The 24960-nt window shown below is 62.7% G+C and carries 21 protein-coding genes and 1 pseudogene; 8 read left to right on the top strand and 14 right to left on the bottom strand.

What is annotated here, in order from left to right:
- Nucleotides 1–32: 32 nt before the first annotated feature.
- The 3 genes from UCMB321_RS13005 to UCMB321_RS12995 are packed head-to-tail and all read left to right on the top strand — an operon-like array spanning nucleotide 33 to nucleotide 2980.
- Nucleotides 33–797: an IclR family transcriptional regulator gene (locus UCMB321_RS13005; protein WP_040067305.1), complete on the top strand. Its 765-nt coding sequence runs from the start codon at nucleotides 33–35 to the stop codon at nucleotides 795–797.
- Nucleotides 798–833: 36 nt separating this feature from the next.
- A complete protein-coding gene (locus UCMB321_RS13000) occupies nucleotides 834–2051 on the top strand; it encodes an amino acid deaminase (RefSeq protein ID WP_040067304.1) in 1218 nt (405 codons plus the stop codon).
- Between the two features lie 11 nt (nucleotides 2052–2062).
- Nucleotides 2063–2980, top strand: coding sequence for a sugar kinase (locus tag UCMB321_RS12995; RefSeq protein WP_040067303.1), 918 nt, complete (start codon nucleotides 2063–2065; stop codon nucleotides 2978–2980).
- An 18-nt stretch (nucleotides 2981–2998) separates the two neighbouring features.
- Here the strand turns inward: UCMB321_RS12995 and UCMB321_RS12990 are convergent, their stop codons facing one another.
- A complete protein-coding gene (locus UCMB321_RS12990; protein WP_007932676.1) occupies nucleotides 2999–3274 on the bottom strand; it encodes a peptidylprolyl isomerase in 276 nt (91 codons plus the stop codon).
- A 57-nt stretch (nucleotides 3275–3331) separates the two neighbouring features.
- A pseudogene (locus UCMB321_RS12985) lies at nucleotides 3332–4942 on the bottom strand (ATP-binding protein); the annotation flags it as partial.
- Between the two features lie 171 nt (nucleotides 4943–5113).
- On the opposite strand from UCMB321_RS12985, the gene UCMB321_RS12980 reads away from it, so the two are divergent.
- Nucleotides 5114–6283 (top strand): PilT/PilU family type 4a pilus ATPase, encoded by a 1170-nt coding sequence (locus UCMB321_RS12980; protein WP_040067300.1) that lies wholly within the window; start codon nucleotides 5114–5116, stop codon nucleotides 6281–6283.
- Nucleotides 6284–6310: 27 nt separating this feature from the next.
- Here UCMB321_RS12980 and UCMB321_RS12975 read toward each other — a convergent pair whose 3' ends face one another.
- The 8 genes from UCMB321_RS12975 to UCMB321_RS12940 all read right to left on the bottom strand — a co-directional run bounded on the left by UCMB321_RS12975 (nucleotide 6311) and on the right by UCMB321_RS12940 (nucleotide 15996).
- On the bottom strand, nucleotides 6311–7246 hold the full coding sequence (locus UCMB321_RS12975) for a carbohydrate kinase family protein (protein WP_040067298.1): 936 nt from the start codon (nucleotides 7244–7246) through the stop codon (nucleotides 6311–6313).
- Between the two features lie 6 nt (nucleotides 7247–7252).
- Complete coding sequence (gene xylB, locus UCMB321_RS12970) at nucleotides 7253–8743, bottom strand: xylulokinase (RefSeq protein WP_040067295.1); 1491 nt, start codon at nucleotides 8741–8743, stop codon at nucleotides 7253–7255.
- The gene (locus UCMB321_RS12965; RefSeq protein ID WP_040067293.1) at nucleotides 8740–10209 is read right to left on the bottom strand and encodes a mannitol dehydrogenase family protein; all 1470 of its coding nucleotides are present in this window, start codon (nucleotides 10207–10209) and stop codon (nucleotides 8740–8742) included. Before UCMB321_RS12965 ends, xylB begins: the two co-directional genes overlap by 4 nt.
- An 18-nt stretch (nucleotides 10210–10227) precedes the next feature.
- Nucleotides 10228–11331, bottom strand: a complete 1104-nt coding sequence (locus tag UCMB321_RS12960; protein ID WP_040067291.1) for an ABC transporter ATP-binding protein — start codon at nucleotides 11329–11331, stop codon at nucleotides 10228–10230.
- Between the two features lie 32 nt (nucleotides 11332–11363).
- Nucleotides 11364–12200, bottom strand: a complete 837-nt coding sequence (locus UCMB321_RS12955) for a carbohydrate ABC transporter permease (protein WP_040067290.1) — start codon at nucleotides 12198–12200, stop codon at nucleotides 11364–11366.
- 10 nt (nucleotides 12201–12210) lie between these two features.
- Complete coding sequence (locus UCMB321_RS12950; RefSeq protein WP_040067287.1) at nucleotides 12211–13137, bottom strand: carbohydrate ABC transporter permease; 927 nt, start codon at nucleotides 13135–13137, stop codon at nucleotides 12211–12213.
- A gap of 157 nt (nucleotides 13138–13294) precedes the next feature.
- Nucleotides 13295–14605 carry an ABC transporter substrate-binding protein gene (locus tag UCMB321_RS12945; RefSeq protein ID WP_040067285.1) on the bottom strand — a complete coding sequence of 437 codons (1311 nt, stop codon included), beginning with the start codon at nucleotides 14603–14605 and terminating at the stop codon, nucleotides 13295–13297.
- A 419-nt stretch (nucleotides 14606–15024) separates the two neighbouring features.
- Entirely contained in the window at nucleotides 15025–15996 is a 972-nt protein-coding gene (locus UCMB321_RS12940) for a DNA-binding protein (RefSeq protein WP_040067283.1), read from the bottom strand.
- 159 nt (nucleotides 15997–16155) lie between these two features.
- On the opposite strand from UCMB321_RS12940, the gene UCMB321_RS12935 reads away from it, so the two are divergent.
- The 3 genes from UCMB321_RS12935 to ahpF all read left to right on the top strand — a co-directional run bounded on the left by UCMB321_RS12935 (nucleotide 16156) and on the right by ahpF (nucleotide 19506).
- Nucleotides 16156–17118 (top strand): site-specific integrase, encoded by a 963-nt coding sequence (locus tag UCMB321_RS12935; protein WP_084614980.1) that lies wholly within the window; start codon nucleotides 16156–16158, stop codon nucleotides 17116–17118.
- A gap of 133 nt (nucleotides 17119–17251) precedes the next feature.
- On the top strand, nucleotides 17252–17815 hold the full coding sequence (ahpC, locus tag UCMB321_RS12930) for an alkyl hydroperoxide reductase subunit C (protein ID WP_020294651.1): 564 nt from the start codon (nucleotides 17252–17254) through the stop codon (nucleotides 17813–17815).
- A 125-nt stretch (nucleotides 17816–17940) separates the two neighbouring features.
- Complete coding sequence (ahpF, locus tag UCMB321_RS12925; protein ID WP_040067276.1) at nucleotides 17941–19506, top strand: alkyl hydroperoxide reductase subunit F; 1566 nt, start codon at nucleotides 17941–17943, stop codon at nucleotides 19504–19506.
- A 65-nt stretch (nucleotides 19507–19571) separates the two neighbouring features.
- Here ahpF and gloA read toward each other — a convergent pair whose 3' ends face one another.
- The 4 genes from gloA to UCMB321_RS12905 all read right to left on the bottom strand — a co-directional run bounded on the left by gloA (nucleotide 19572) and on the right by UCMB321_RS12905 (nucleotide 23852).
- Entirely contained in the window at nucleotides 19572–20102 is a 531-nt protein-coding gene (gloA, locus tag UCMB321_RS12920) for a lactoylglutathione lyase (protein WP_040067273.1), read from the bottom strand.
- A 630-nt stretch (nucleotides 20103–20732) separates the two neighbouring features.
- Nucleotides 20733–21089, bottom strand: a complete 357-nt coding sequence (locus tag UCMB321_RS12915; RefSeq protein WP_040067269.1) for a histone-like nucleoid-structuring protein, MvaT/MvaU family — start codon at nucleotides 21087–21089, stop codon at nucleotides 20733–20735.
- A gap of 242 nt (nucleotides 21090–21331) precedes the next feature.
- Nucleotides 21332–22903 (bottom strand): EAL domain-containing protein, encoded by a 1572-nt coding sequence (locus UCMB321_RS12910; RefSeq protein ID WP_052451170.1) that lies wholly within the window; start codon nucleotides 22901–22903, stop codon nucleotides 21332–21334.
- Nucleotides 22904–22979: 76 nt separating this feature from the next.
- Nucleotides 22980–23852 carry a LysR family transcriptional regulator gene (locus UCMB321_RS12905; RefSeq protein ID WP_040067267.1) on the bottom strand — a complete coding sequence of 291 codons (873 nt, stop codon included), beginning with the start codon at nucleotides 23850–23852 and terminating at the stop codon, nucleotides 22980–22982.
- 88 nt (nucleotides 23853–23940) lie between these two features.
- Between UCMB321_RS12905 and UCMB321_RS12900 the strand changes: the two genes are divergently transcribed.
- The gene (locus tag UCMB321_RS12900) at nucleotides 23941–24882 is read left to right on the top strand and encodes a DMT family transporter (protein ID WP_040067265.1); all 942 of its coding nucleotides are present in this window, start codon (nucleotides 23941–23943) and stop codon (nucleotides 24880–24882) included.
- Nucleotides 24883–24960 lie beyond the last annotated feature (78 nt).

Here is a 24960-nt window from a genome sequence, read left to right as displayed (position 1 = left end):
CCCGGCAACTTTTCCAATGGGATGGCACTGACATGACCGAAGACACCATCAAGCGCCGGGCAAAAGGGCTGGACCGGGCGTTCGATATCCTCGATTACCTCAAGGAAATCGGCCAGCCGCTGCGTCCCAACGATATCGCCAGCGGTATCGGCAGCCCGAAGTCCACGGTCTACGAGTTGGTGGCGTCCCTGCTGGAGCGGCGCATCCTCGAGGCGGTCGGCAAGGAAGGCCATGTCTACCTGGGCCGTCAGCTGTACTTTCTCGGCCAGGCGCACCTGCGCCATTTCGACCTGAGCCGCGAAGCCGACCATGCCTTGCAGGAGATCGTCAGCCAGACCCGGGAAACCGCGCAGATGTGCCTGCTCAACGGTCGCAAGTACACCGTGGCGCTGATGAAGGAGGGGGAACGGCATTTCCGGATTTCCTCGGACATCGGCGAGAACGCACCGATTCCCTGGACGGCCTCCGGTCGCCTGCTGCTGGCGCACCTGAGCGACCAGGAAATCATCGACCTGATCGACCACGACGACTTCATTCTGCCGGACGGCGAGCGCCTGCCGCTGGAGGTCTTCCTCAGGGAAATTCGCCAGGCCGGGATCGACGGGTTCTTTTCCTTCGACAGCGTGGCCGACACCTTTACCCATTGTTTCGCCGCGCCGGTCAAGGACGAGCGCGGCGTCTGCATCGCCACCCTGTGCATCGTTGCCCCACGGGCCGATGCCAAGGCCAACTACAACGACTATCGCCGGGTCCTGATCGAGAGCGCGAACAACCTGGCCCGCCGCATCAACGACTAGCGCGGTGCCAAGGGCGCCGCCGATAAGGAGTTTGAAATGTCTACTGCCTTCAACTTCGCTGCCGTGGAAAAGGGCACCCCAAGCATCGGCGCCCAACTGGTGAGCGACGTCAGCCTGCCGGCCCTGGTGCTCCATCGCGACGCCCTGGAACACAATATCCGCTGGATGCAGGACTTCGTCAGTCGCAGCGGCGCCGAGCTGGCGCCCCATGGCAAGACCAGCATGGTGCCGGCGCTGTTTCGCCGGCAACTGGCCGCCGGGGCCTGGGGGATCACCCTGGCGACCGCCGTGCAGACCCGTGCCGCCTACGCGGCGGGTGTCCGTAGGGTGCTGATGGCCAACCAACTGGTGGGCGCGCCGAACATGGCGCTGATCGCCGAGTTGTTGGCCGATCCTCAATTTGAGTTCCACTGCATGGTCGATCACCCGGACAACGTCGCGGCCCTGGGGGCTTTCTTCGGCGAACGTGGCCTGCGCCTGAACGTGATGATCGAGTACGGCGTGGTCGGCGGCCGTTGCGGTTGCCGCAGCGAGCAGGAAGTGCTGGACCTGGCCCGGGCGATCAAGGCCCAGCCGGCTCTAGCGCTGACCGGTATTGAAGGTTATGAAGGGGTGATCCACGGCGATCAGGCTGTGAGCGGGATTCGTGGCTTTGCCGACTCCCTGGTGCGACTGGCGGTGGAGTTGCAGGACAGCGGCGCGTTTGACATCGGCAAGCCGATCATCACTGCTTCGGGGTCGGCCTGGTACGACCTGATCGCTGAAGAGTTCGAGGCCCAGGATGCCGACGGGCGTTTTCTCAGTGTGTTGCGTCCGGGTAGCTATGTTGCCCATGACCACGGTATCTACAAGGACGCCCAGTGTTGTGTGCTGCATCGTCGGAGTGACTTGAGTGAGGGTTTGCGTCCGGCGCTGGAGGTCTGGGCGCATGTGCAGTCGATGCCGGAGCCGGGGTTTGCGGTGATCGCCCTGGGCAAGCGCGACGTGGCCTTCGACGCCGGCTTGCCGGTGCCGTTGCTGCGCTACAAGGCCGGTGTCGTGCCGGCGGTGGGTGAAGACGTCAGTGCCTGCAAGGTGACGGCGGTGATGGACCAGCATGCGTTCATGACGGTGGCGCCGGGTTGCGAGTTGCGGGTCGGGGACATCGTCGCGTTTGGCACCTCGCATCCGTGCCTGACTTTCGACAAGTGGCGGGTCGGCTGCATTGTCGATGAGCAGATGACGGTTATCGAAGGGTTCGAGACCTGTTTCTAAAGGATACCGCTATGAACCTGCCCCCACCGCGTATCGCCCTGATCGGCGAATGCATGATCGAACTGCAACAACATGCCGACGGCAGCCTGCACCAGAGCTTCGGCGGCGACACCTTGAACACCGCCGTCTACCTGTCCCGTGAACTGGGTGGACGGGCCTCGGTGGACTATGTCACCGCCCTGGGCGACGACAGCTTCAGCGACAGCATGTGCCGGATCTGGCGCGAGGAAGGCATCGGCCTGGACCTGGTTCAACGCTTGCCGGGGCGCTTGCCCGGTTTGTATTGCATCCAGACCGACGCCAAGGGTGAGCGCCGGTTCCTCTACTGGCGCAACGAGGCGGCCGTGCGCGACTGCTTCACTGCACCGAGCGCGGCCCCGGTGCTGGCGGCCTTGCCGGATTACGACGTGCTGTATTTCAGTGGCATCACCCTGGCGGTGCTGGGTGAATGCGGGCGGGAAAAGCTGGTCGAGGTTCTTGAACTGGCCCGCCAGGGCGACACCCGGGTGGTCTTCGACAATAACTACCGACCGCGCTTGTGGGCCGGCGTCGAGCAGGCGCGGGCGGCTTATCGGTCGGTGTTGCCCTACGTGGACATGGCCTTGTTGACCCTTGAGGACGAACAGGCGCTGTTCGATTATGCCGATGCCCAGGCGGTGTTCAGCGCCCACGAGAACATCGGTACGCCGGAAGTGGTCATCAAGCGGGGTGCCGGGAGTTGCCTGGTTCACTGCGAGGGCGAGGCGTTCGAGGTGCCGGCGTGCAAGGTCGAGACGGTGGTGGATACCACGGCGGCGGGGGACTCGTTCAGTGCGGCGTATCTGGCCAGTCGCCTGGGTGGCGGTGATCCGCAACAGGCGGCATTGGCAGGGCATCGCTTGGCGAGCCGGGTGATTCAGGTGCGTGGGGCGCTGATTCCAAGGACTTGAACGCAGCGCTTTCCCGGCTCAGTCTCGGTAGAAAACCTGCACCAGGTGATAACCGAACTTGCTCTTGATCGGACCGTGCACGGTGCGCAGTGGCTTCTTGAAGATCACCTGGTCGATGGCCCCGACCATCTGACCCGGCCGCACCTCACCCAGGTCGCCGCCACGCTTGCCGGACGGGCAGGTGGAGTACTTCTTGGCCAACACATCGAACGCTTCGCCCTTGGCGATGCGTTGCTTGAGTTGTTCGGCTTCCTCGGCGGTCTTGACCAGGATATGACGGGCTTGGGCTTTCATCGATTCGTTACCTTGAAGCGTTGGGGCATGCGGCGGGCGCGGGATTATGCCTGAAGTTCAAGGCGCCTGCCCGATCATGTCGCGCACCCGCTTCGCCAGCACGTCCAGGGTGAAGGGCTTGGCGATCAGGTCCATGCCGGGTTCGAGGAAGCCCTGGCGCTCGGCGGCCTTCTCGGCGTAGCCGGTCATGAACAGCACCTTGAGCCCCGGGCGGTGCTGCCGGGCGACTTCCGCCAGTTGCCGGCCGTTCATCCCCGGCAGACCGACATCGGTGACCAGCAGGTCGATCCGCAGGCTCGACTCCAGCAGCGGCAGGGCGGTGCGTGCATCCGCCGCCGGGTGCACGGTATAGCCCAGCTCGTCGAGGACATTGAGTACCAGCATCCGCACCGCCGGATCGTCCTCCACCACCATCACCGACTCATCGACAGCGGCCACGGGGGGCTCCACGGGGTGTTGGGATGGTCGCGGCACCTCGGCTTGCGGCGCGTGATGGCGCGGCAGGTACAAGCGCACGCAGGTGCCTCGGCCCGGCTCGCTTTCCAGGGTGACATGGCCGCCGGACTGCTGGGCAAAACCGTAGATCATCGACAAGCCCAGGCCCGTGCCCTGGCCAATGGGCTTGGTGGTGAAGAACGGGTCGAACGCCTTGGCCAGGATCAACGGACTCATGCCGGTCCCGTTGTCGCTGACGCCGATCATCACGTAGTCGCCGGCCTTGACCGGCTCCAGGGTGCTGAGGTCGCCGCCGTCGAGGTAGCTGTTGGCGGTCTCGATCCGCAGTTCGCCGCCGTCGGGCATGGCGTCGCGGGCGTTGATCACCAGGTTGAGCAGGGCGCTTTCCAGTTGCCCGGTGTCGGTGTTGACCGGCCACACGTCCTGGCCCAATTCGACTTTCAGGGTGATATGGGCGCCGGTGGTGCGGCTGAACAGGTCTTCCAGCGACTGCACCAACTGGTTGGGATCGATGCGCTTGCGGTCCAGCGATTGCCGGCGGGAAAACGCCAGCAGCCGATGGGTGAGGGACGCGGCCCGCTGCGCCGAACTCACGGCGGCGTCGGCAAACCGGCCGATCTCGTCGCTGCGCCCGGCGGCGATATAGCGTTGCATCAGGTCCAGGCTGCCGATGATGCCGGTCAGCATGTTGTTGAAGTCATGGGCGATGCCGCCGGTCAGTTGTCCCACCGCTTCCATTTTCTGCGCATGGCGCAGCGCCTCTTCGGCGCGCTCGCGTTCGAACATCTCGTTCTGCAAGCGCTGGTTGGACTCGGCCAGCGCCCGGGTGCGCTGGGCGACACGCTCTTCCAGGGTCTCGTTGAGATTGCGCAGGGCCTCTTCGGTGCGTTTGTGCTCGGTGATGTCCAACGCCGCGCCGACAAAGCGCTGCGCCCGGCCATGCGGCCCGAGGTGGCAACGTCCCCGGGCGAAGACCCAGCGTACCTGGCCGTCGGCTTGCAAGACGCGGTACTCTTCGGCGTGCTCGGTGTGCTGCTCCAGGCACTGCTTGATACCGTGGGCCACCAGGGCGCGGTCTTCGGGGTGCACGCTGTCCATATAGACGCTGAGGGGCGTCTGGCTGGCCCTCGCGGGGTCGACACCGTGCAACTGGGCGAAGTGGGCATCGGCGACAAACCGGTCCTGGTCGATATCCCAGTCCCAGGTGCCGAGTCGGGTGGCGCTGCCGCCACCTGGAGATCCGTTCATAAACCTGCCTTGAAGGTGAAGCTTTGGGTTGCGCTGCGGCTTATTATCCCGCCAAGCTGTAGACATTCGTCATATTCAAATGACACAAGCTTAATCGCTCAACCTCTTTTTGACTGTATTGCGGACACCTTTGCCATGGATATCCACGCGTTGCTGAAAACCCTGGCCGCCCAGGACGGCTCGGACCTGTACCTGTCCACCGGTGCGCCGCCCTGTGCCAAGTTCAATGGCGTGCTCAAGCCGTTGGGCAGCGAATCGCTGAAGCTCGGTGAGGTGGCGGCCATCGCCGACGGTATCATGGACCCCGAACAACGCCTGCAGTTCGAACGGGAACTGGAAATGAACCTGGCGTTGTCCTTGCCCGGTGTCGGGCGGTTCCGTATCAATATCTTCAAGCAGCGCAACGAAGTGTCGATCGTGGCGCGCAACATCAAGCTGGAAATCCCTCGTTTCGAAGACCTCAAGCTGCCACCGATCCTGCTTGAGACCATCATGGAGAAACGTGGCCTGGTGCTGTTCGTCGGTGCCACCGGTTCAGGCAAGTCCACTTCGCTGGCGGCGCTGATCGACTACCGCAATCGCCACAGCAGCGGCCATATCATCACCATCGAAGACCCGGTGGAGTATATCCATCGGCACAAGAAGTCGATCATCAACCAGCGCGAAGTCGGGGTCGACACCCGCAGTTTCCACGCGGCGCTGAAAAACACCCTGCGCCAGGCCCCGGATGTGATCCTGATCGGCGAGATCCGCGACCGCGAAACCATGGAGCACGCCCTGGCGTTCGCCGATACCGGGCACCTGGCGATCTCCACCCTGCACGCCAACAACGCCAACCAGGCGCTGGACCGCATCATCAACTTTTTCCCCGAAGACCGCCGCCCGCAACTGCTCAACGACCTGGGCAACAACCTGAAGGCCTTCGTCTCGCAGCGCCTGGTCAATACCCAGGACGGCAAGCGCCGGGCGGCCGTGGAGGTGATGCTGGGCACGCCGACGGTGCGTGACTTCATCAAGCGCAATGAGTTTTCCGAACTCAAGGGGATCATGGAGAAGTCCGAGATCATCGGCATGCGCACCTTCGATACGGCCTTGTTCGAACTGGTGGTGGAAGGGGCGATCGACGAGGAGGAGGCGTTGAAGAATGCCGACTCGGTGAACAACCTGCGCCTGCGCCTGAAGCTGCATCAGGATACCGCGGCCCTGGCCGTGCAGAAGACCCCTCCCGCGCCGCCGATCGCGGCGAAGGAGTTGGATGCCAAGGATTGGGGCTTGGTGGAGGACGGCAACTCGCCGCACGGTTGATTCAGCGCTGTCCGTCGTGCTTCGGGGTTACACCACCTGATGGCGATACGGCAGGTCTGGCCCGGTGCGGCTGCAGGTAATTGCGGCGGCACTGACGGCGAAGTTCAGCATCGCGTCGATCTGGGCCTTTTCCAGGCGCTCGAGTCCTTTCACTGAGTCAAGCTGCTGTTCGGTCAACCAGGCGATCAGCGCCGCCTGGAAGGTATCGCCGGCACCGACGGTATCGGCGGTGACGACTTCGCGGGCCGGCACCGACCAGTGACCATGCCGGCGACTGAAGACGCCGGCGCCCTGGGTGCCACGGGTCAGGAACACCAGTTGGCAACGCTGGGCCAACCACGCCTGGGCGATGCTCTGCGGGTCGCGATCGGGGTAGAGCAGGCTCAGGTCCTCGTCGCTGACCTTGATCATGTCGGCCTGTTCGGCCAGGGTCGCGATACGTTGGCGCCACAATTCGATGTCTGGCTCCGGGTTGAGCCGTACATTGGGGTCGAGCGTGATCAGGCGCCGGCCGCTTTCCCGGCGAACCAGCGCCAGCAACGTATCGGCAATCGGCTGCACCACCAGCGAGAACGAGCCGATATGCAGGCCGCGAACCTCATCCCCCAGCGTGGGCAGGTGGTTCGGCAGCAACTGGCGGTCGGCGCAGCCTTCGCCGCGGAAACTGTAATGGGGCGAGCCGTCGGCACCCACGGCGACCATCGCCAGGGTGGTGGGTGCGTCGAAGTCCAACAGGTAATCCGCGCGCACGCCTTCTTCGCGAAGGACCTGTTGCAGGCGGCGTCCCAGGTAGTCGTTGGACAGCCCGGCAAACAACCCCACGTCGACCCCCAGGCGGCGCAGGCCGACCGCGACGTTGAACGGCGAACCGCCGGCAATGGCCTTGAAGTTCACTTTCGAGGTTTGCCCACTTGTCTCATCGCTGAAAAAATCAAACAGCGCTTCACCACAGACCAGATACATGGATGCTCACTCTTGAATGGCCGCGACCTGTTGGCGGTAGCGGTGATAGATCGGTTGATAGGCGCTGACATTGGCCGGGATCGGCCGGGTTGCACTCGCCGTATCGAGGCTGACGCAACGGTCGCACAGTTCGGCCAGGCTGTGAATTGCCCCGGACTCGCACCAGGCGGCCTGGATCGCGGCACCCAGCGCGGCGGCTTCGCTCTGCTCGGTGCAGACCACGGGGGTGTCCATGATATCGGCGACCATCTGCCGCCAGACCGCGCTCTTCGCGCCGCCACCGATCAGGCGGATGCCGTGGCTGTGCAGGCCGTTGCCGCGCAGCAGGTCGAGGCCGTAGCGCAGGCCGAAGGTGGTGCCCTCGACCGCCGCCCGGCACAGGTTGGCCCGGGTCAGGTTGGTCAGGGTCAGGCCCAGCAGGCTGCCGGTGGCCTGGGGTAGGGCGGGGACCCGTTCGCCGTTGAGGAACGGCAGCATGCTGACGCCCTCGGCACCGATCGGAGCCTGGGCGACGCAGGCGTTGAAATGTTCGAGGTCGAGGTCGAACAACTCACGGACGGCGCCGGTGGCGTTGGTCAGGTTCATCGTGCAGATCAGCGGCAGCCAGCCGCCGCTGGAGGAGCAGAAGGCCGCCACCGAGGCGTCCGGGCTGATCGGCGGCTGTTCGGCGTAGGCGTAGACGGTGCCGGAGGAACCCAGGCTCATGGTGATGACGCCGGGCCGGATGTTGCCGGTGCCGATGGCGCCCATCATGTTGTCGCCGCCGCCGCTGGAGACCAGCGCATTGGGGTTGATGCCCAGCTGCCGGGCAATCCCGGGCAGCACCCGGCCGACCGGCTGGTGGGCTTCGAGCAGTTCCGGCAGGGCGGCTTGCAGGCGCCCCGTGGGGTCGATGTCGCGCAGCAGTTGCAGGTCCCAGCAACGCTTGCGCACATCGAAATAGCCGCTGCCCGACGCATCTCCGTATTCCGCGCAACTACGGCCGGTCAGCCAGTAGTTGAGGTAGTCGTGGGGCAGCAGGACATGGGCGATCCGGGCGAACAGTTCCGGATGCTGTTCCCGGGTCCAGAGCAGCTTGGACAGGGTATAACCGGGCGCGATCACGAGGCCCAGGCGCTCGAGCGAACCCTGTTCGCCCCCCAGGTGCTCCAGCAGGCGCTGGTTTTCCGCGGTGGTTTCGGTGTCGCACCAGAGCTTGGCCGGACGCAGGACCTGGCCATGCTTGTCGAGCAGGACCAGGCCATGTTGCTGGCCGGAAACGCCGATGCCGAGGATCGCCTGGCCGTCCACCGCCGCGGCTTCCAGTGCCTGGCGGGTGGCCAGGGTGAACGCCTCCAGCCATTGCCGGGTGTCCTGCTCGCGGCGGCCGTTGGCGCCGCTGATCAGGGTATGGGGAGCCGAGCCCTGGCCCAGCACCTGGCCGCTGACGGTATCGAGGACGATAGCCTTGGTGCCCTGGGTACCGCAGTCGATACCCAGGTAGAGTCTTTGACTCATAGCAAACGCTCCAGCGTCTTGCTTACCCCCACTTCCCGCAAGCTGTCGAAGCAGCGTTTGAAAGCGGCGACAAACTCGTCGGACTGGGGAATCACAGTGCCGAAGATCTCTTCCACGGCCAGCAGCCGTTGCACGATCAGCGTGTCATCCGCCACCAGCGCCTGGCAGAACTCGGCCCGGGGATCGGGAATCGCGTAGGTCACGCCGTTTTCATCGACGCCCTTGAGGTACAAGGCCCAGGCCGCCACCACCAGTGCCGCGCGCTCGGTCGCGCGACCGTCGGCAATCAGGCGGTTGATGGTTGGCACGGTGAATTTGGGAAACTTCGACGAGCCATCGGAACAGACCCGTTCCAACTGGTCGGCAATCGCCTGGTTGGAGAAGCGCTGGACCAGGGTGTCCTTGTACGCGCCCAGGTCGATGCCCGGCACCGGCGCCAGTTGCGGGGTGACGTCCAGGTCCATGTAGGCGCGCATGTATTTCACGAACAGCGGGTCGTTCATGGTCTCGTGGACGAAGCGATAGCCCTTGAGAAAACCCAGGTAGGTCAGCGCCAGGTGGCTGCCGTTGAGCAGCTTGATCTTCATCTCTTCGTAGGGCGTGACGTCGTCGGTGAACTGCACGCCGACCTTTTCCCAGGCCGGACGACCGTTGACGAACTTGTCCTCCAGCACCCATTGCACGAACGGCTCGCACACCACCGGCCAGGCATCGTCGACGCCGTGCTCGTCGTGCAGTTGCAGGCGATGGGCGGCGCTGGTCATCGGCGTGATGCGGTCGACCATGGCATTGGGGAAGCTCACGTGGGCGGCGATCCAGTCATGCAGGTCGGCGTCGCGCAAGGCGGCGAAGGCCAGCAGCGCCTTGCGGATCACCGCGCCGTTGTGGGGCAGGTTGTCGCAGGACATCAGGGTGAAGGCCGGGATGCCCGCGGCCCGGCGCCTGGCCAGGGCCGCGCAGAGAAAGCCGAAGACGGTCTGCGGCGCATCGGGGTAGGCGAGGTCGTGCTGGATCTGCGGCAGGTGCGCCATGAACTCGCCGTTGCTGTCGTCGATGCAGTAGCCGCCCTCGGTGATGGTCAGCGAGACGATGCGGATCTGCGCCGAGGCGAGCTTGTCGATCAGCGCCTGACGATCGTCCTGGGCCAGCAGCATGTCGCTGATGGCGCCGATCACCCGGACTTCGCGGTCATCGCTGTCGCCCAGCTCGAACAGGGTGAACAGATAATCCTGCCCGGCCAGGTCGTCCCGGGCGCGGCGGTCCTCGTTGCGCAGGCCGACCCCGCAGATGGCCCAGTCCAGGTCCTCGCCGGTGTTCATCAGGGCGTCGGTGTAGTAAGCCTGGTGGGCGCGGTGGAAACCGCCGACGCCGATATGGGCAATGCCCTGGCGGGTGTCGGCCGGGTCGTAGTGCGGCAGGCTGACTTGCGGAGCCAGCCGGTGGAGATTCTGTTTATTCAGTTTCATTGCAAGGGCTCTCGACAATCAGGCGGCAGCGCGCAGCGGACGGGCAACCGCCACACCGCCGGCATCGAATAAATGGCAGTGGCGGCTGTCCAGGTGCAGCTGGAGGGTTTCACCGTACTGGCTGGCCATGTCCCCGCGGATGCGCATGGTCAGGGCCTCGCCGGAGGCGGTGCGCACGTGGCAGAAGGTGTCGCTGCCCAGGCGTTCGCCGACGTCGGCGGTGACCTGTAGGGTGCAGTCGCCGGGCTTGGCGATTTCCAGGTGCTCCGGGCGAATGCCCAGGGTCACCGGGCTGCCGACGCTGAGGCTGGCGCCGCTCAACGGCAGGCTGATGCGCGTGCCGGCGTCCAGCTCGACTTCGCAGCCCTGGCCGTCGAGGCGACTGACCTTGCCCTTGAGAAAGCCCATTTTCGGGGTGCCGAGGAAGCCGGCGACGAACAGGTTGGCCGGCGCATGGTAGAGCTCCAGGGGCGAGCCGACCTGCTCGATGCGACCGCCGTTGAGCACCACCACCTTGTCGGCCAGGGTCATGGCTTCGACCTGGTCGTGGGTCACGTAGATCATGGTGGCCTGCAACTCTTTATGCAGGCGCGCCAGTTCCAGGCGCATCTGCACCCGCAGGGCGGCATCGAGGTTGGACAGCGGTTCGTCGAACAGGAAGATCTTCGGGTTGCGCACGATGGCACGACCGATGGCGACCCGCTGGCGCTGGCCACCGGAGAGTTGCTTGGGCTTGCGCTCCAGCAGCGGGCCGAGCTCGAGGATCCGCGCGGCTTCATTGACCTTGCGTTCCACCTCGGCCTTGGCCTCGCCGGCCAGGTCCAGGGCGAAGGACATGTTCTTGCGCACGCTCATGTGCGGGTACAGGGCGTAGGTCTGGAACACCATGGCCAGGTCGCGCTTGGCCGGGCTGACTTCGGTGATATCGCGACCGTCCAGCTCGATGGTGCCGGAGGTGACTTCCTCCAGGCCGGCGATCAGCCGCAGCAGGGTCGATTTGCCGCAGCCGGACGGGCCAACGAAGACCACGAACTCGCGGTCGTTCACTTGCAGGTCGATGCCCTTGATGATGGACAGGCCTTCGAAGCCTTTCTGCAGATTCTTGATTTTCAGGTTGGCCATGATGGCGCTCCTTTGTGCTTATTCTTTGAGGGCTATTTCACGGCGCCGAAGGACAGGCCGCGCACCAGTTGTTTCTGGCTGATCCAGCCGAAGATCAGGATCGGCGCGCAAGCCAGGGTCGAGACGGCCGACAGCTTGGCCCAGAACAGACCCTCGGGGCTTGAGTAGGAAGCGATCAGTGCGGTCAGCGGCGCGGCGTTGGAGGACGTCAGGTTCAGCGACCAGAAGGCCTCGTTCCAGCACAGGATCAGTGACAGCAGCAGGGTCGAGGCCAGCCCGCCCTTGCTGATCGGCAGCAGCACCCGGACCATTTCCTGCCACAGGGTCGCGCCGTCGAGGCGGGCGGCCTCGAGGATGTCCTTGGGGATGTCCTTGAAGTAGGTGTAAATCATCCAGACCACGATCGGCAGGTTGATCAGCGTGTAGATCGCGATCAGCGCGATGCGCGTGTCCAGCAGGCCAAAGCCCTTGGCCAGCAGGTAGATCGGCATCAGCACCCCCACCGGCGGCAGCATCTTGGTGGAGAGCATCCACAGCAGCGTGCGCTTGGTCCGCTGGGTTTCATAAAACGCCATGGAGTAGGCCGCCGGCACCGCGATCAGCAGGCACAGCAGCGTGGCGCTGAAGGAAATCACCACCGAGTTCCAGGCGAAGTGGAAGTAGTCGCTGCGCTCCTGGATATGCAGGTAGTTCGCAAGCGTCGGGCTGAAGAAGAACTGGGGCGGCGTGGCGAACGCGTCGATCTCGGTCTTGAAGCTGGTCAGCACCATCCAGAAGATCGGGAAGAAGATCAGGATCGCAATGGCCCAGGCCAGGAGGCCGAGCAGAACGCTTTGCAGGCGCCGGGATTGTTTGAGTGTGAGGGTCATGGCGCGGGCCTCAAGGCTTGTCTGTCAGGTTTTTGCCGATCATCCGCACCAGGATGATCGCGGCGATATTGGCGATGACCACAGCGATCAGGCCGCCGGCCGACGCCATGCCGACGTCGAACTGCACCAGCGCCTGGTTGTAGATCAGGTACGCCAGGTTGGTCGAGGCATAGCCGGGACCGCCGTTGGTGGTGGTGAAAATTTCGGCGAACACCGAGAGCAGGAAGATGGTCTCGATCATCACCACCACGGCGATCGGCCGGGCCAGGTGCGGCAGGGTCAGGTGCCAGAAGATCGCCACGGGACCGGCACCGTCCAGGCGCGCGGCTTCCTTCTGTTCCTGGTCGAGGGACTGCATGGCGGTCATCAGGATCAGGATGGCGAAGGGCAGCCACTGCCAGGACACGATGATGATGATCGACAGCAGCGGGTAGTGGGCCAGCCAGTCCACCGGCTGCGCGTCGAACAGTCGCCACAGCGCGGCGAGAATCCCCGAGACCGGGTGGAAAATCAGGTTCTTCCAGATCAGCGCGCCCACGGTGGGCATGATGAAGAAGGGCGAGATCAGCAGGACCCGGACGATGCCGCGACCGAAGAACTCACTGGCCTCCAGCAGCGCCGAGATCAGCACGCCGAACACCACGCTGATCAGCAGCACGCTGCCCACCAGCAACAGGGTGTTGGTGGCGCCGGGGAGAAACCCCGAGTCGGTCAGGAAGTAGCTGAAGTTTTCCAGCCCGACGAACTGGTTTTCCCCCGGGTAGAGCAGGTTGTAGCGGATCAGCGAAAAGTAGAGAGTCATGCCCAGGGGCACGATCATCCACAGCAGCAGCAGGCCAACTGACGGGGTGACCAGAAACCAGCCGGGGTTGCGCAAACGGCTTTTGCGCACGGGCAGGGGGATATCCATATGGGCTTTGGCAGTGGAGGTATTCATGGCGTTCAAAACCGATTGAGAACAGGAGCAGACACGACTCGGGCCCTGTAGGAGCGAGCTTGCTCGCGATGGTCGTCAACGATGACGCGTGTCCAGCAGGTAAACGCGGCGCCTTTGAGTCCATCGCCGGCAAGCCGGCTCCTACAGAAATTCGGGGTTACTTGGGATAACCCGCGCGTTTCATTTCCCGTTCGGTGAAAGTCTGGGCATCGGCCAGGGCCTTGTCGGCCGTGGTCTGGCCGGTCAGCGCGGCGGAGAACTGCTTGCCGACCTGGGTGCCGATGGCCTGGAACTCGGGAATGGTCACCAGCTGGATCCCCACATAAGGCACGGGCTTGGCGCTCGGGTCTTTCGGGTTGGCGGCCTTGAGCGATTCCAGGGTGATCTTCGCGAACGGTGCGGCCTTCATGTAGGCATCGCTGTAGGTCGAGGCGCGCGTGCCCGGCGGTACGTTGGCAATGCCGTCTTCCTTGGCGACCAGCGCCGCGTACTCCCTGGAAGTGGCCCAACTGCTGAAGACTTTCGCCGCGTCCTTGGCCTTGGAACTGGTGGGGATCGCCAGGGCCCAGGAGTAGAGCCAGGCCGAGCCTTTGTCGGTGACCTGGTGCGGCGCGTAGGTAAAGCCCACGTGGTCGCTGACCTTGCTCTGGGTCTTGTCGGTGACGAAGGAGCCGGCCACGCTGGCGTCGACCCACATGGCGCACTTGCCGCTGTTGAACAGCGCCAGGTTTTCGTTGAAACCGTTACTCGAGGCGCCCGGCGGGCCGGCCTTCTTCATGGTCTCGGCATAGAAGTTCAGGGCGTTCTTCCATTCGGGGCCGTTGAATTCCGGTTGCCACTTCTCATCGAACCAGCGGGCGCCGTAGGCATTGGCCACGGTGGTGATCAGGGCCATGTTCTCGCCCCAGCCGGCCTTGCCCCGCAGGCAGATACCGTATTGTTCCTTCTCGGGGTGGTTGAGCTTGGCGGCGAACTCGCCGATCTGTTCCCAGGTCGGGCGTTCGGGCATGCTCAGGCCGGCGTCCTTGAACAGGTCGGTGCGGTAGTAGGTCATGGAGCTTTCGGCGTAGAACGGCAGGGCGAACAGCGTGCCCTTGACGGAAAGACCGTCACGCACCGACGGGAACACATCGTCGATATCGTAGGAAGCGGGCAGGTTGTTCATCGGTTCCAGCCAGCCCTTGGCGCCCCAGAGTGCAGCTTCGTACATGCCGATGGTCAGCACGTCGAACTGGCCGCCCTGGGTGGCGATGTCGGTGGTCAGCCGTTGACGCAGGACGTTTTCTTCCAGCACCACCCAGTTGAGCTTGATGTCCGGGTGCTCGGCTTCGAAGGTCTTCGACAGCTTCTGCATGCGGATCATGTCACTGTTGTTGACGGTGGCGATGGTCAGGGTCTGGGCGGCGAGGCTGACGCCGCTGAGGGTGAGGCCGGTGGTGACGAGCAGTGCGGTGGCAATGGCTTTCATCGAACACTCCTCTTCTGGCGCACGGAGGCGCTCGAAGGTCGGTTTATTGTTGTTGTGTCTTCCGGTGCCCAGGAAGAATCTGGCGTTGATTACAGCCTTCAAATGCCGTGCTGACAAATCCTTGACGACACTTCAATCGGTACTTTTTTGCACTGGGGCGGAATGTCGCAGGTCGGGGAAACAGCTGGTCGAGCTGGGGGGATGGGGATTTGCGGGGTGTGCAGGTGGCGAATCCGTACATATTCGGATGGCTATGGCAGGGGAAATGGTTGCGGTGAATGTGAGGTCGCCATCGCCAGCAAGCCGGCTCCTACAGAAGATGGGCCTGGCGATGTTTTGGTGTTGGAACGCCGACTTGTAGGAGCCGGCTTGCTGGCGATGGCGGTGGCGAATACTGCATCGCCATCAAGTCAGGTGGACTACAGAGGTGTGCGAAGCTCTTCAAGCGCTGTTTCAGCTTCAGCTAGTTTGAGTTCAAGCGCTTGAACCAGCCCCTGCCGATCCGTAGCTGCAAGCTTGAGCGACTCGGCATCCTCCAGTGCCACCCGCAGGCGTTCCCGGAGCAGGGTGTCCTCATTCTCCAGCGTTCGAGCGTGCTCGAGCTGCTGCTCCCCGCGCACCCGCTCTTTTTCCAGCTGCTCCTGCGTCAGCTTGAGCGCCTTCGAGGTTCCCCGACCCTCCGCCAGCAGCCGTTCATTATCCCGGTGCAGTTGGGTGATCTCGTCCTGGCGCACCAACGCGCTCTGCTGGGCCTGGCGCAGTTCCATCTGCACCTGCTGCAACTGCGCCTCATGCCGGCGTTGTTCCTGGTCGCGCTGGTCGCGGGCGGCACTGCGAAAATGTTCCAGGGCCTCGCGAGCATGCAGGTGCTTGTCCTCCAGGGAACGGATCTGCTGGTCCTTGTCCTTGAGGCGCAATTCGTAGTCGCTGCAGGCCTGGCTCAGCCCGGCGTTGCGGGTCTGTTCGGTCTGCAGCATCGAGCGGGTGGCCTGCAGGTTGCCCGATTCATCGGCCAGGGCCACGGACTGGATCTCGAACTGACGTCGCTGCTGTTCCAACTGCCGGGTCATCTCGGTCAACTGCGCCTGCCATTCGGCTTTTTCCGCCGCCCACTGCGCCCGAGCCTGCTCGACGGGTTCCCGGGCCTGTTCCTGAAGCCGTTGCGCCAATCGGGAGACCAGTTCTCCCAGCTCTTCATCCAGTGATTCCACCGGCGCCGCGCGCCGCAGGTCACTGTCGTCCAGTTCCTTGAGGTAGCGGTGGATGGTGGTCTTGGAGCCGGTATTGCCCATTTCGATACGTACCGCATCGATGCTTGGGTGCTCGCCGCGGGCGAGGATCGCCAAGCGTGCCGTCTGCACCACTGCCTTGTTCACGCCGCCGCGAGCCATGTTCTCTCCTACGATTTCGTACTGTGGTACGTACCATGTATTTACATAGCATATAGATAAAATCGAGAAGCGGATATTTGTAATTATTAACACGGGATATACTGGTATTACCTCATGTGATAAGCCGTTTTCGCATTTTTGCCTGGGGAATCAGTACGAATGTCTGGAACCGAAGCGATGAACGAGCTGGAGCGCTACCTGCAGGCCGCGACGCGGGACAACACCCGTCGCAGCTACCAGGCCGCCATAGAACATTTCGAAGTGAGTTGGGGCGGCTTCCTGCCGGCCACCAGCGACAGTGTGGTGCGCTACCTGATGGCCCATGCCGGGGTGTTGTCGATCAACACCCTGAAGCTGCGGCTCTCGGCCCTGGCGCAGTGGCACAACAGCCAGGGTTTTGCCGATCCGACCAAGGCGCCCCTGGTGCGCAAGGTGTTCAAGGGCATCCGCGCCCTGCACCCGGCCCGGGAGAAGCAGGCCGAACCGCTCGAGTTGCAGCATCTGGAGCAAGTCGTCGCCAGGCTCGATGCCCAGGCGAGCCTGGCCCTGGCCGCCGATGATCGTCCGACGCTGCTGCGCGCCCGACGCGACAAGGCGTTGATCCTGCTGGGCTTCTGGCGGGGTTTTCGCAGCGATGAGCTTTGTCGCCTGGAGATCGAGCATGTCCGCCCTGTCGCCGGCACAGGCATGACGCTCTATTTGCCGCGCAGCAAAAGCGACCGTGAAAACCTCGGCAAGACCTATCAGGCCCCGGCCTTGCAGCGCCTGTGTCCGGTGCAGGCCTATATCGACTGGATCAATAGCGCCGCGCTGGTGCGTGGCCCGGTGTTTCGCGGCATCGATCGCTGGGGGCATCTGGGTGAGGAGGGGCTGCACGCCAACAGTGTCATCCCCTTGTTGCGCCAGGCATTGGAACGCGCCGGGATTGCCGCCGAGCACTACACCAGCCATTCGTTGCGCCGGGGCTTCGCCACCTGGGCCCACCGCAGCGGCTGGGACCTGAAGTCGCTGATGAGCTATGTCGGCTGGAAGGACATGAAGTCGGCCATGCGCTATATCGAGGCCAGTCCTTTTCCGGGCATGAGCCTGGTCACCGAGAAACCGGTGGATCAGGGAGCATAAGATTTCTTCTATTAATAGCGTCTGCTCATAGCAAATACCAATCGTGAGCATCAGCTTTGCCAATGAGCCAGGGCAGGAAAGAATGGCTAGGATTCTCTCCATCAACTTCTTAACCCATGACGGAGAGTCAACGATGCCTATCATCAACAGCCAAGTTAAACCGTTCAAAGCAACCGCTTTCAAAAACGGCGCATTCGTCGAAGTCTCGGACGCTGACCTGAAAGGCAAATGGTCTGTCGTGTTCTTCTACCCAGCCGACTTCACCTTCGTTTGCCCGACCGAGCTGGAAGACCTGGCTGACAACTACGCCGAGTTCCAGAAACTGGGCGTTGAAATCTACAGCGTGTCGACTGACACCCACTTTGCCCATGCTGCCTGGCACAACACTTCGCCAGCCATCGGCAAGATCCAGTACACCATGATCGGCGACCCGACCCTGACCATCTCCCGCAACTTCGACGTCCTGATCGAGGAAGCTGGCCTGGCAGACCGTGGCACTTTCGTGATCAACCCGGAAGGCCAGATCAAAATCGTTGAAATCAACGATGGCGGCGTCGGTCGTGATGCTTCCGAGCTGCTGCGCAAGATCAAGGCCGCTCAATACGTTGCCGCTCACCCAGGCGAAGTCTGCCCAGCCAAGTGGAAAGAAGGCGAGGCCACCCTGGCTCCGTCCCTGGACCTGGTCGGCAAGATCTAAGTCCGTGAGTCATTCAAGGGCGGTCATCCGCACTTCATAAGTCAGCCGCACCGCCCCATAACGCCCGGGTGGTAATCACCTGGGCGTTGTTATTTCTAGAGTACTGAAAAAGGGAAATCGCCCGCATGTTGGACGCCAATCTTAAAGCCCAGTTGAAGTCGTACCTGGAACGGGTTACGCAACCGATCGAGATCGTCGCCTCCCTTGATGACGGCGCGAAATCTCAGGAAATGCTCACGCTGCTCAAAGACGTCGCCAGTCTTTCCGCGGACATCACCTTGTTGGACAACGGTACCGATGCGCGCAAGCCGTCGTTCTCGTTGAATCGCCCGGGAGCCGATATCAGCCTGCGTTTCGCCGGTATCCCCATGGGCCACGAATTCACTTCGCTGGTGCTGGCCTTGCTGCAAGTCGGCGGCCACCCTTCGAAGGCCAGTGTCGAAGTGATCGAACAGATCCGCTCGCTCAAGGGCGAGTTCAACTTCGAGACCTATTTCTCGCTGTCCTGCCAGAACTGCCCGGACGTGGTCCAGGCGCTGAACCTGATGGCGGTGCTGAACCCGAACATCCGTCACGTCGCCATCGACGGCGCGTTGTTCCAGGACGAAGTCAACGATCGCAAGATCATGGCCGTGCCCAGTATCTACCTCAACGGTGTGAACTTCGGCCAGGGCCGCATGGGCCTGGAGGAAATCCTCGGCAAGCTCGACACCGGCGCCACCCAGAAGCAAGCGGAAAAAATCAGCGCCAAGGACGCCTTTGAGGTCCTGGTGGTCGGCGGTGGCCCGGCCGGTGCCGCAGCGGCGATCTATGCCGCACGCAAAGGCATCCGTACCGGTGTCGCGGCGGAGCGTTTCGGTGGCCAGGTGCTGGACACCATGGCGATCGAGAACTTTATCTCGGTTCAGGAAACCGAAGGGCCGAAGCTGGCCAGTGCCCTGGAAGAGCACGTTCGCCAGTACGATGTCGATATCATGAATCTGCAGCGCGCCAGTGCCCTGGTGCCAGCCAAGCGTGCCGGCGAGCTGCACGAAGTGCGCTTTGAAAGCGGTGCCAGCCTCAAGGCCAAGACCGTGATCCTGGCCACCGGTGCCCGCTGGCGTGAAATGGGCGTGCCGGGCGAGCAGGAATACAAGGCCAAGGGCGTGTGCTTCTGCCCGCACTGTGACGGCCCGCTGTTCAAGGGCAAGCGCGTCGCGGTGATCGGTGGCGGCAACTCCGGTGTCGAGGCCGCCATCGACCTGGCCGGTATCGTCAGCCACGTGACGCTGCTGGAGTTCGACAGCAAGCTGCGCGCCGACGCCGTGCTGCAACGCAAGCTGTACAGCCTGCCGAACGTCACGGTCATCACCACGGCGCTGACCAGCGAGGTCAAGGGGGATGGGCAGAAGGTCACCGGCCTGGTCTACAAGGATCGCGATTCGGGTGAGTTCCACACCGTCGACCTGGAAGGCATCTTTGTACAGATCGGCCTGTTGCCGAACACCGACTGGCTCAAAGGCAGCGTCGAGCTGTCTCCACGCGGCGAGATCATCGTCGACTCCCGTGGCGAGACCTCGCTGCCTGGGATTTTCGCCGCCGGTGACGTCACCACGGTGCCGTACAAGCAGATCGTGATCGCGGTGGGCGAGGGGGCCAAGGCTTCGTTGAGCGCCTTCGACCATCTGATCCGTACGTCAGCCCCCGCCTGATAGCGCTGCACATGAAAAACCCCATGAATCGAAGATTCATGGGGTTTTTTCTTTACAGGGCGCGATCAGGCATCCAGCAGCGGCGCCGGCTGGATGATTTCAACCCAGTAGGCGTCCGGATCCTTGACGAAGGCCAGGCTTTTCATGCGACCGTCGCTCAGGCGTTTCTGGAACTCCACGCCCAGGGCTTCGAAGCGCTCGCAGGCGGCACGAATATCCGGCACCGAGATGCAGATGTGGCCGAACCCCCGGGGATCGGTATTGCCATTGTGGTAGGCGAAGTCCGGGTCATTTTCGGTGCCGTGGTTGTGGGTCAGTTCCAGGATGCCTGGAATCGACTTCATCCACTGGGTGCGCTCGGCGGAATCGGCCGGGATTCGGGCCTTGTCCACCAGCGCGAGGAAATACAGGCTGAATTCGGCCTCGGGGAAGTCACGCTTCTCCACCAGGGAAAAACCCAGTACGCGGGTGTAGAAATCCAGGGATCGGGTGATGTCCTTGACCCGCAGCATGGTGTGGTTGAACACGAAGCCCTGGGTGGCGGTGTCGGGTTGGGCGGTCACGCCGGGGAAGGTGTTCAGGTCTTGCAGGCTCATGGGCTCTCCGCAAAGCTGGTAAAAAGGCGGGCGATCATGGACGCGGCAGCAGACTCGCCGATTCCGATCCTGTGGGCTGGGATCATACTGAAAGCGAGGTGCGGGCGCCAAATTCGGACGGGCGGATTTTAGTCCCGAGCATAGCGGAGCCGGGTAATATTGGGCTACTTCGGTTTTATCAGGAAGTTATAGGAAAGTGTATACAGGTCGCCGAAGAGGCATAAAGAAGCCCGCCGAAGCGGGCATTGGGGCGCTAATCCTTTAGCAGCCTTCATCCTGTAAGAATGGATGTGAAAAATCTGTGAAGCGCATGAGCGGCTTGTTTTTCATCCGACAGGCGTAATAGGGAGCAGGCATTCGCTCAGGGCCGTGTGAGAAATTCTTTACATGCAATATAAGAGAAGGTGAAACGCTCTGGTCCGGCTATAACGGGCATTCTGTCGTTTTTGAGTTCTGCTTTCCCGACACCAGACTCAAAGTGGGAACTCTTGTCTGAAAGTCTTGTCGCCGCCATGAACGATGGATAGCTTGCTAATTGAATAGCCGAGTGGTTCTGGGCGTCATCGCCTGTACGCCAGGAGCCAAGAAAAAAGCCCTGCGTGGGCAGGGCTTTGGCGTTGAGGCGCGAAGTCAACCGCGCAGCCAGGAATCCACGGTAGCCGCACCGTATTGTTCCTTCCAGGCTTTCAGGCCACGGTGATTGCCGCCCTTGGTTTCGATCAGCTCACCGGTATGAGGGTTGTGGTAGACCTTGACCACGCGGGCACGGCGCTGCTTGGGCGCCGCGGCGGCCGCCCGACCCGCGCTGGGGTCGAGGATCGCGATGATGTCGCGCAGGCTCTTGTCGTAGGATTTCATCAGACCCTTGAGTTTTTCCTCGAACTCGATCTCCTTTTTGAGCCCCGCATCGTTTTTCAGGGCTTCAAGCTGGGCGAGTTGTGCTTTCAGGGCTTGTTCTGCGGCACGGAATTCAGCGAGTTTGGACAAGATGTTTATCTCCACGAATTGTATTCGGCTGCCATCTACCTAAAACAAAACGACAAGCCAATGCTTGCAACGGCTTTCGTCACGCGTATGCACCTTGGTGTGGCAGTGCGGAAAGTTACTTATAAGCCTCTGGGGCTCCTGTCAATTTACAGCATGCATGAAAAAGTGTAGTAGTTATCACGCCAAGAGTAAATAACGTGCTCTAGGTGTTACAAAAAATAGGATAGACAAGTGTCCGCGACTTATTCCGATACCGCGATATTATCCTCTTGTGTGCAGGCCTGCCGTTTGAAATTGTCGAGAAAGTCTTCCGCCGGCAGCGGCTTGCCAAACAAGTAGCCCTGGAGAAATCCAACGCCCCGGGATGTCAGGTAGTCGCGTTGTGCAAGGGTTTCGACCCCTTCGGCGACGATCCCTAGTTCAAGCTTGGCGCTCAACTCGATAATGCTGTCCAGAATATGCCCTGATAACGCGTCGGCGCCGATCATGGCGACGAAGCTCTGATCGATTTTCAGGTAGTCGACATTGAACTGGCGCAAGTAACTGAGGCTGGAATGCCCGGTGCCGAAGTCGTCGATGGCAATCATCACGCCCATTTCGCGCAACTGGGCGAACAGTTGGTGGGCAACGGCGCTGGGTTCGATCAGTTCCCGTTCCGTCAACTCCAGCACCAGGCGCACCTGGCCTGGAGCAAAGGCGGCAAGAAAGTCGCGGCAGTCATCCACCAGTTCGAGGTCCTGGCAATGCCGGGCGGTGATGTTCACGCCCAGGTGAAAGCCGGGCTCAAAGCTCGCCGCGTGCGGGGCGAGCAGGGCGGCGGTCTGTTGCAGCAATGAACGGGTCATCGGCACGATCAGGCCTGAATCTTCGGCCAGGGGAATGAACAGGTCCGGGCGCACCAGCCCCTCACGGGGATGCCTCCAGCGCATCAACACTTCCGCCCCCGCCCATTGCCGGGTATCGCTGCGCACCACCGGCTGGAAATAGGGAATGAATTCCCGGGCTTCCAGGGCTCGCCGCAGTTCGTGGGTCGGTGCGCCGGAACGTTTCTGCAACCAGCGTGCCGTGGCCCCGGCCAGCACGCCGAACACCAGCAGCAGGGCCATCGGGGCCGGATACTCCTTGCCGACGTAACGCCAGGCTTCTCCCGCGGGGAAGCCGGTGCTGACGCTGAAAGGGAAGCGGCTGGAGGACAAGCTCGTCTGCCCGACGGCAAACCCGGGGGCGGTGCCCTCGTGGACCTGGCCCTGGCCGGAGATCCAGACATCGCCGACCTGCAGGTACAAACCGGCTTCACGGCCGATCAGGCGCAGGGTATTGGCCAGGTGATAGCCGTCGATGCTGACCATGGCGGCCCCCTTGCCGTCCTGCAGGCGGTAGGCCAGCAGCGAAGACTTGGGGGTCACCGGATTGCCGTTCATCAGCCAGAGCGTGCCGTCGACATAGTCGGCCGGGTCGATCGCTTCCTGATAAGGCCCGAACAGCGAGGTGCAATACAGGTTGTTGTTCCAGGCCAGGTTCGCGGCCCGGACGTAGGGCTGTCGGGTGACCTGCTCGCGCAAGGCCAATTTGATGTCGTCGCAAGGCTGGCCGGCCAGGGGCAGGATGACATTGGCGGACTCGGCGGCATTGTCGAGCATCAGGTCGAACTGCCTCAGGGCTTCGCCGGCGGTTTTCCCGGCGTCCTCGCCCAAGGTCCGAGCGGCTTGCCAGTGCAGGATGGCGATCCCCGAGAGGATCGGCAACAGGCCGATCAACAAGCTCAAGGCGTAACGCACGAACCAGGAGCGGGAAGCTTTGGCGGTCAATGGCATTGAAATGAACCTGTAGGGGCAAGGGCGCCTGGAAGAGGGCTGTTGCCATGATAGTCGGCTGAGAGCGTTCGCACCCTCAGCGATAGTCGAATCGACCGGCCAGGTCGATAAAGGCCTGGGTCGCCGGGGAGACCTGGCGCCGGTCGAGCACGGCGATACCGATCTGGCGCTTGACCCGCGGCGACAATGGCCGGCTGACGTAGCCAGGGTCCGGATGTTCCGGCAGGGATTGCTCGGCGACCACCGTCACGCCTTCGCCACGGGCCACGGTGGCCAGGGTACTGAGCAGTTGCGCGGTACGGTAGCGGATATCCGGGACCAGGCGCTGGGCCGCGAACAGCTGGGAAACCAGTTCTCCGGAGCCGGCGCCGGTAAGGATGAAGGGGTCCTGGCACAACGCCTTGAGCTCGATCGCCGGCTGTTCGCATAACGGGTGGCCAGCGGGGAGCAGGGCGACCATCTGGTCTTCCACCAGAGCAACGGTGTCGAAGCGCTCCTGCGGCAGCACCACGAAACCCACATCGACACGGCGCTCTTCCAGCCATTGCAGGACCTGCCGGTCGGGGCCTTCGTCGATCTGCACCTGGATGCCCGGATGGGCCAGGCGATAACGCGCCAGGAGTGCCGGCAGCAGTTTGCTCGAAGAAGTCGGCCCAAACGAACCGATGCGCAGGGTCCCGCGTTTCATGCCGCGGGCATCGGCGGCTTCCTGGCGCAAGGTGTCCGCCAGGCCGAGCATGGCCCGCGCCCGTTGCAGCAATTGCGCACCAATGTCCGTCAGTTCCACCTGGCCCTGGTGCCGGCGCAGCAACTCGACGCCCAATTCCTGCTCCAGTCCCTTGAGAGCATGGGACACCGCCGACTGGCTGATCCCCAGGCGCAAGGCCGCACTGGTGAAACCACGCAGTTCGGCCACCAGGGAAAACACTTCCAGTTGGGTCAGGGTCATGAGTTTTTACTCATTTTACGATGAGTCGACATAAATAAAATAATGCAGCCAGTTTGACAACCGTCCTTCTCGATCCGCAGGAAAATCCATGCACACACAGGTATCCACTTTCGCCGCCGGCAGCGACCTGCGGGTCTACTTCAAGCTCGCCGGGGTCTCGATGATCTGGGGCGGGACCTTTGTCGCCGGGCGCTTCCTGTCCAGCGATATCGCACCGTTGCTGCTCGCCAGCCTGCGCTTCCTGCTGGCCAGTGTGATCCTGCTGGTGTTTATCCTGGTGACGCGCATCCCGCTGGTGCGACCGGACAGGAAACAATTCGCGCAATTGGCGCTGCTGGGCTTTTTCGGCATCTTCTTCTACAACCTCTGCTTCTTTTACGGCCTGCACTACATCAATGCCTCGCGGGCGTCACTGATCGTGGTGCTGAATCCGGCGGTGTTCGGGCTGGCTTCATGGCTGTTCTTCAAGGAGCGGCTGAGCACGCCGAAAGTACTCGGCATACTGGTCTGCATGGCCGGGGCAGGGCTGGTGATCGTCAGTGGCAATCGGACGGTGTTCGAGGGCACGGCCCGGACCTGGATGGGTGATCTGCTGATTTTCGGCTGCGTACTGTCCTGGGCGGTCTACTCGCTGTTTTCCCGCAACCTGACCCGGGTGCTGGGCCCGCTGGCCACCGTGACCTATTCCATCTGGCTCGGTACGGGCATGCTCTGGCTGGCGACCTGGATGCGCGGGGAGGCAAGTCTTGCCGCCATCGAAACCTTGAGTCCTCCCCAACTGTCGAGCCTGGTCTACCTTGGCGGCCTGGGGTCGGCGCTGGCCTATATCTGGTACTACGATGGCATCCAGCGCATCGGCGCGACGCGCTCGGGTGTGTTTATCGGTCTCAATCCGCTGACGGCGGTGATCTGCGGCGCGCTGTTGCTGGGCGAGCAATTGACGCTGATCATGTGCCTGGGTGGGGGCCTGATCCTGGCCGGCATCTACCTGTGCAACCGGCCGGCATCCCGCTTGCCCGGGAGGAAATGAAAAAGGGATACGGACAAACCGGTTTACGCCATGTAGAATCTGTTTACGCATATAAGAATAACGTCTTCTGGCAGCAGA

Origin of the sequence: Pseudomonas batumici (assembly GCF_000820515.1) — a bacterium.
In the GTDB taxonomy this organism is placed as follows: domain Bacteria; phylum Pseudomonadota; class Gammaproteobacteria; order Pseudomonadales; family Pseudomonadaceae; genus Aquipseudomonas; species Aquipseudomonas batumici.
The sequence above is the reverse complement of the archived record's forward strand: the minus strand, read 5'-3'. Positions and strand labels throughout refer to the sequence as shown.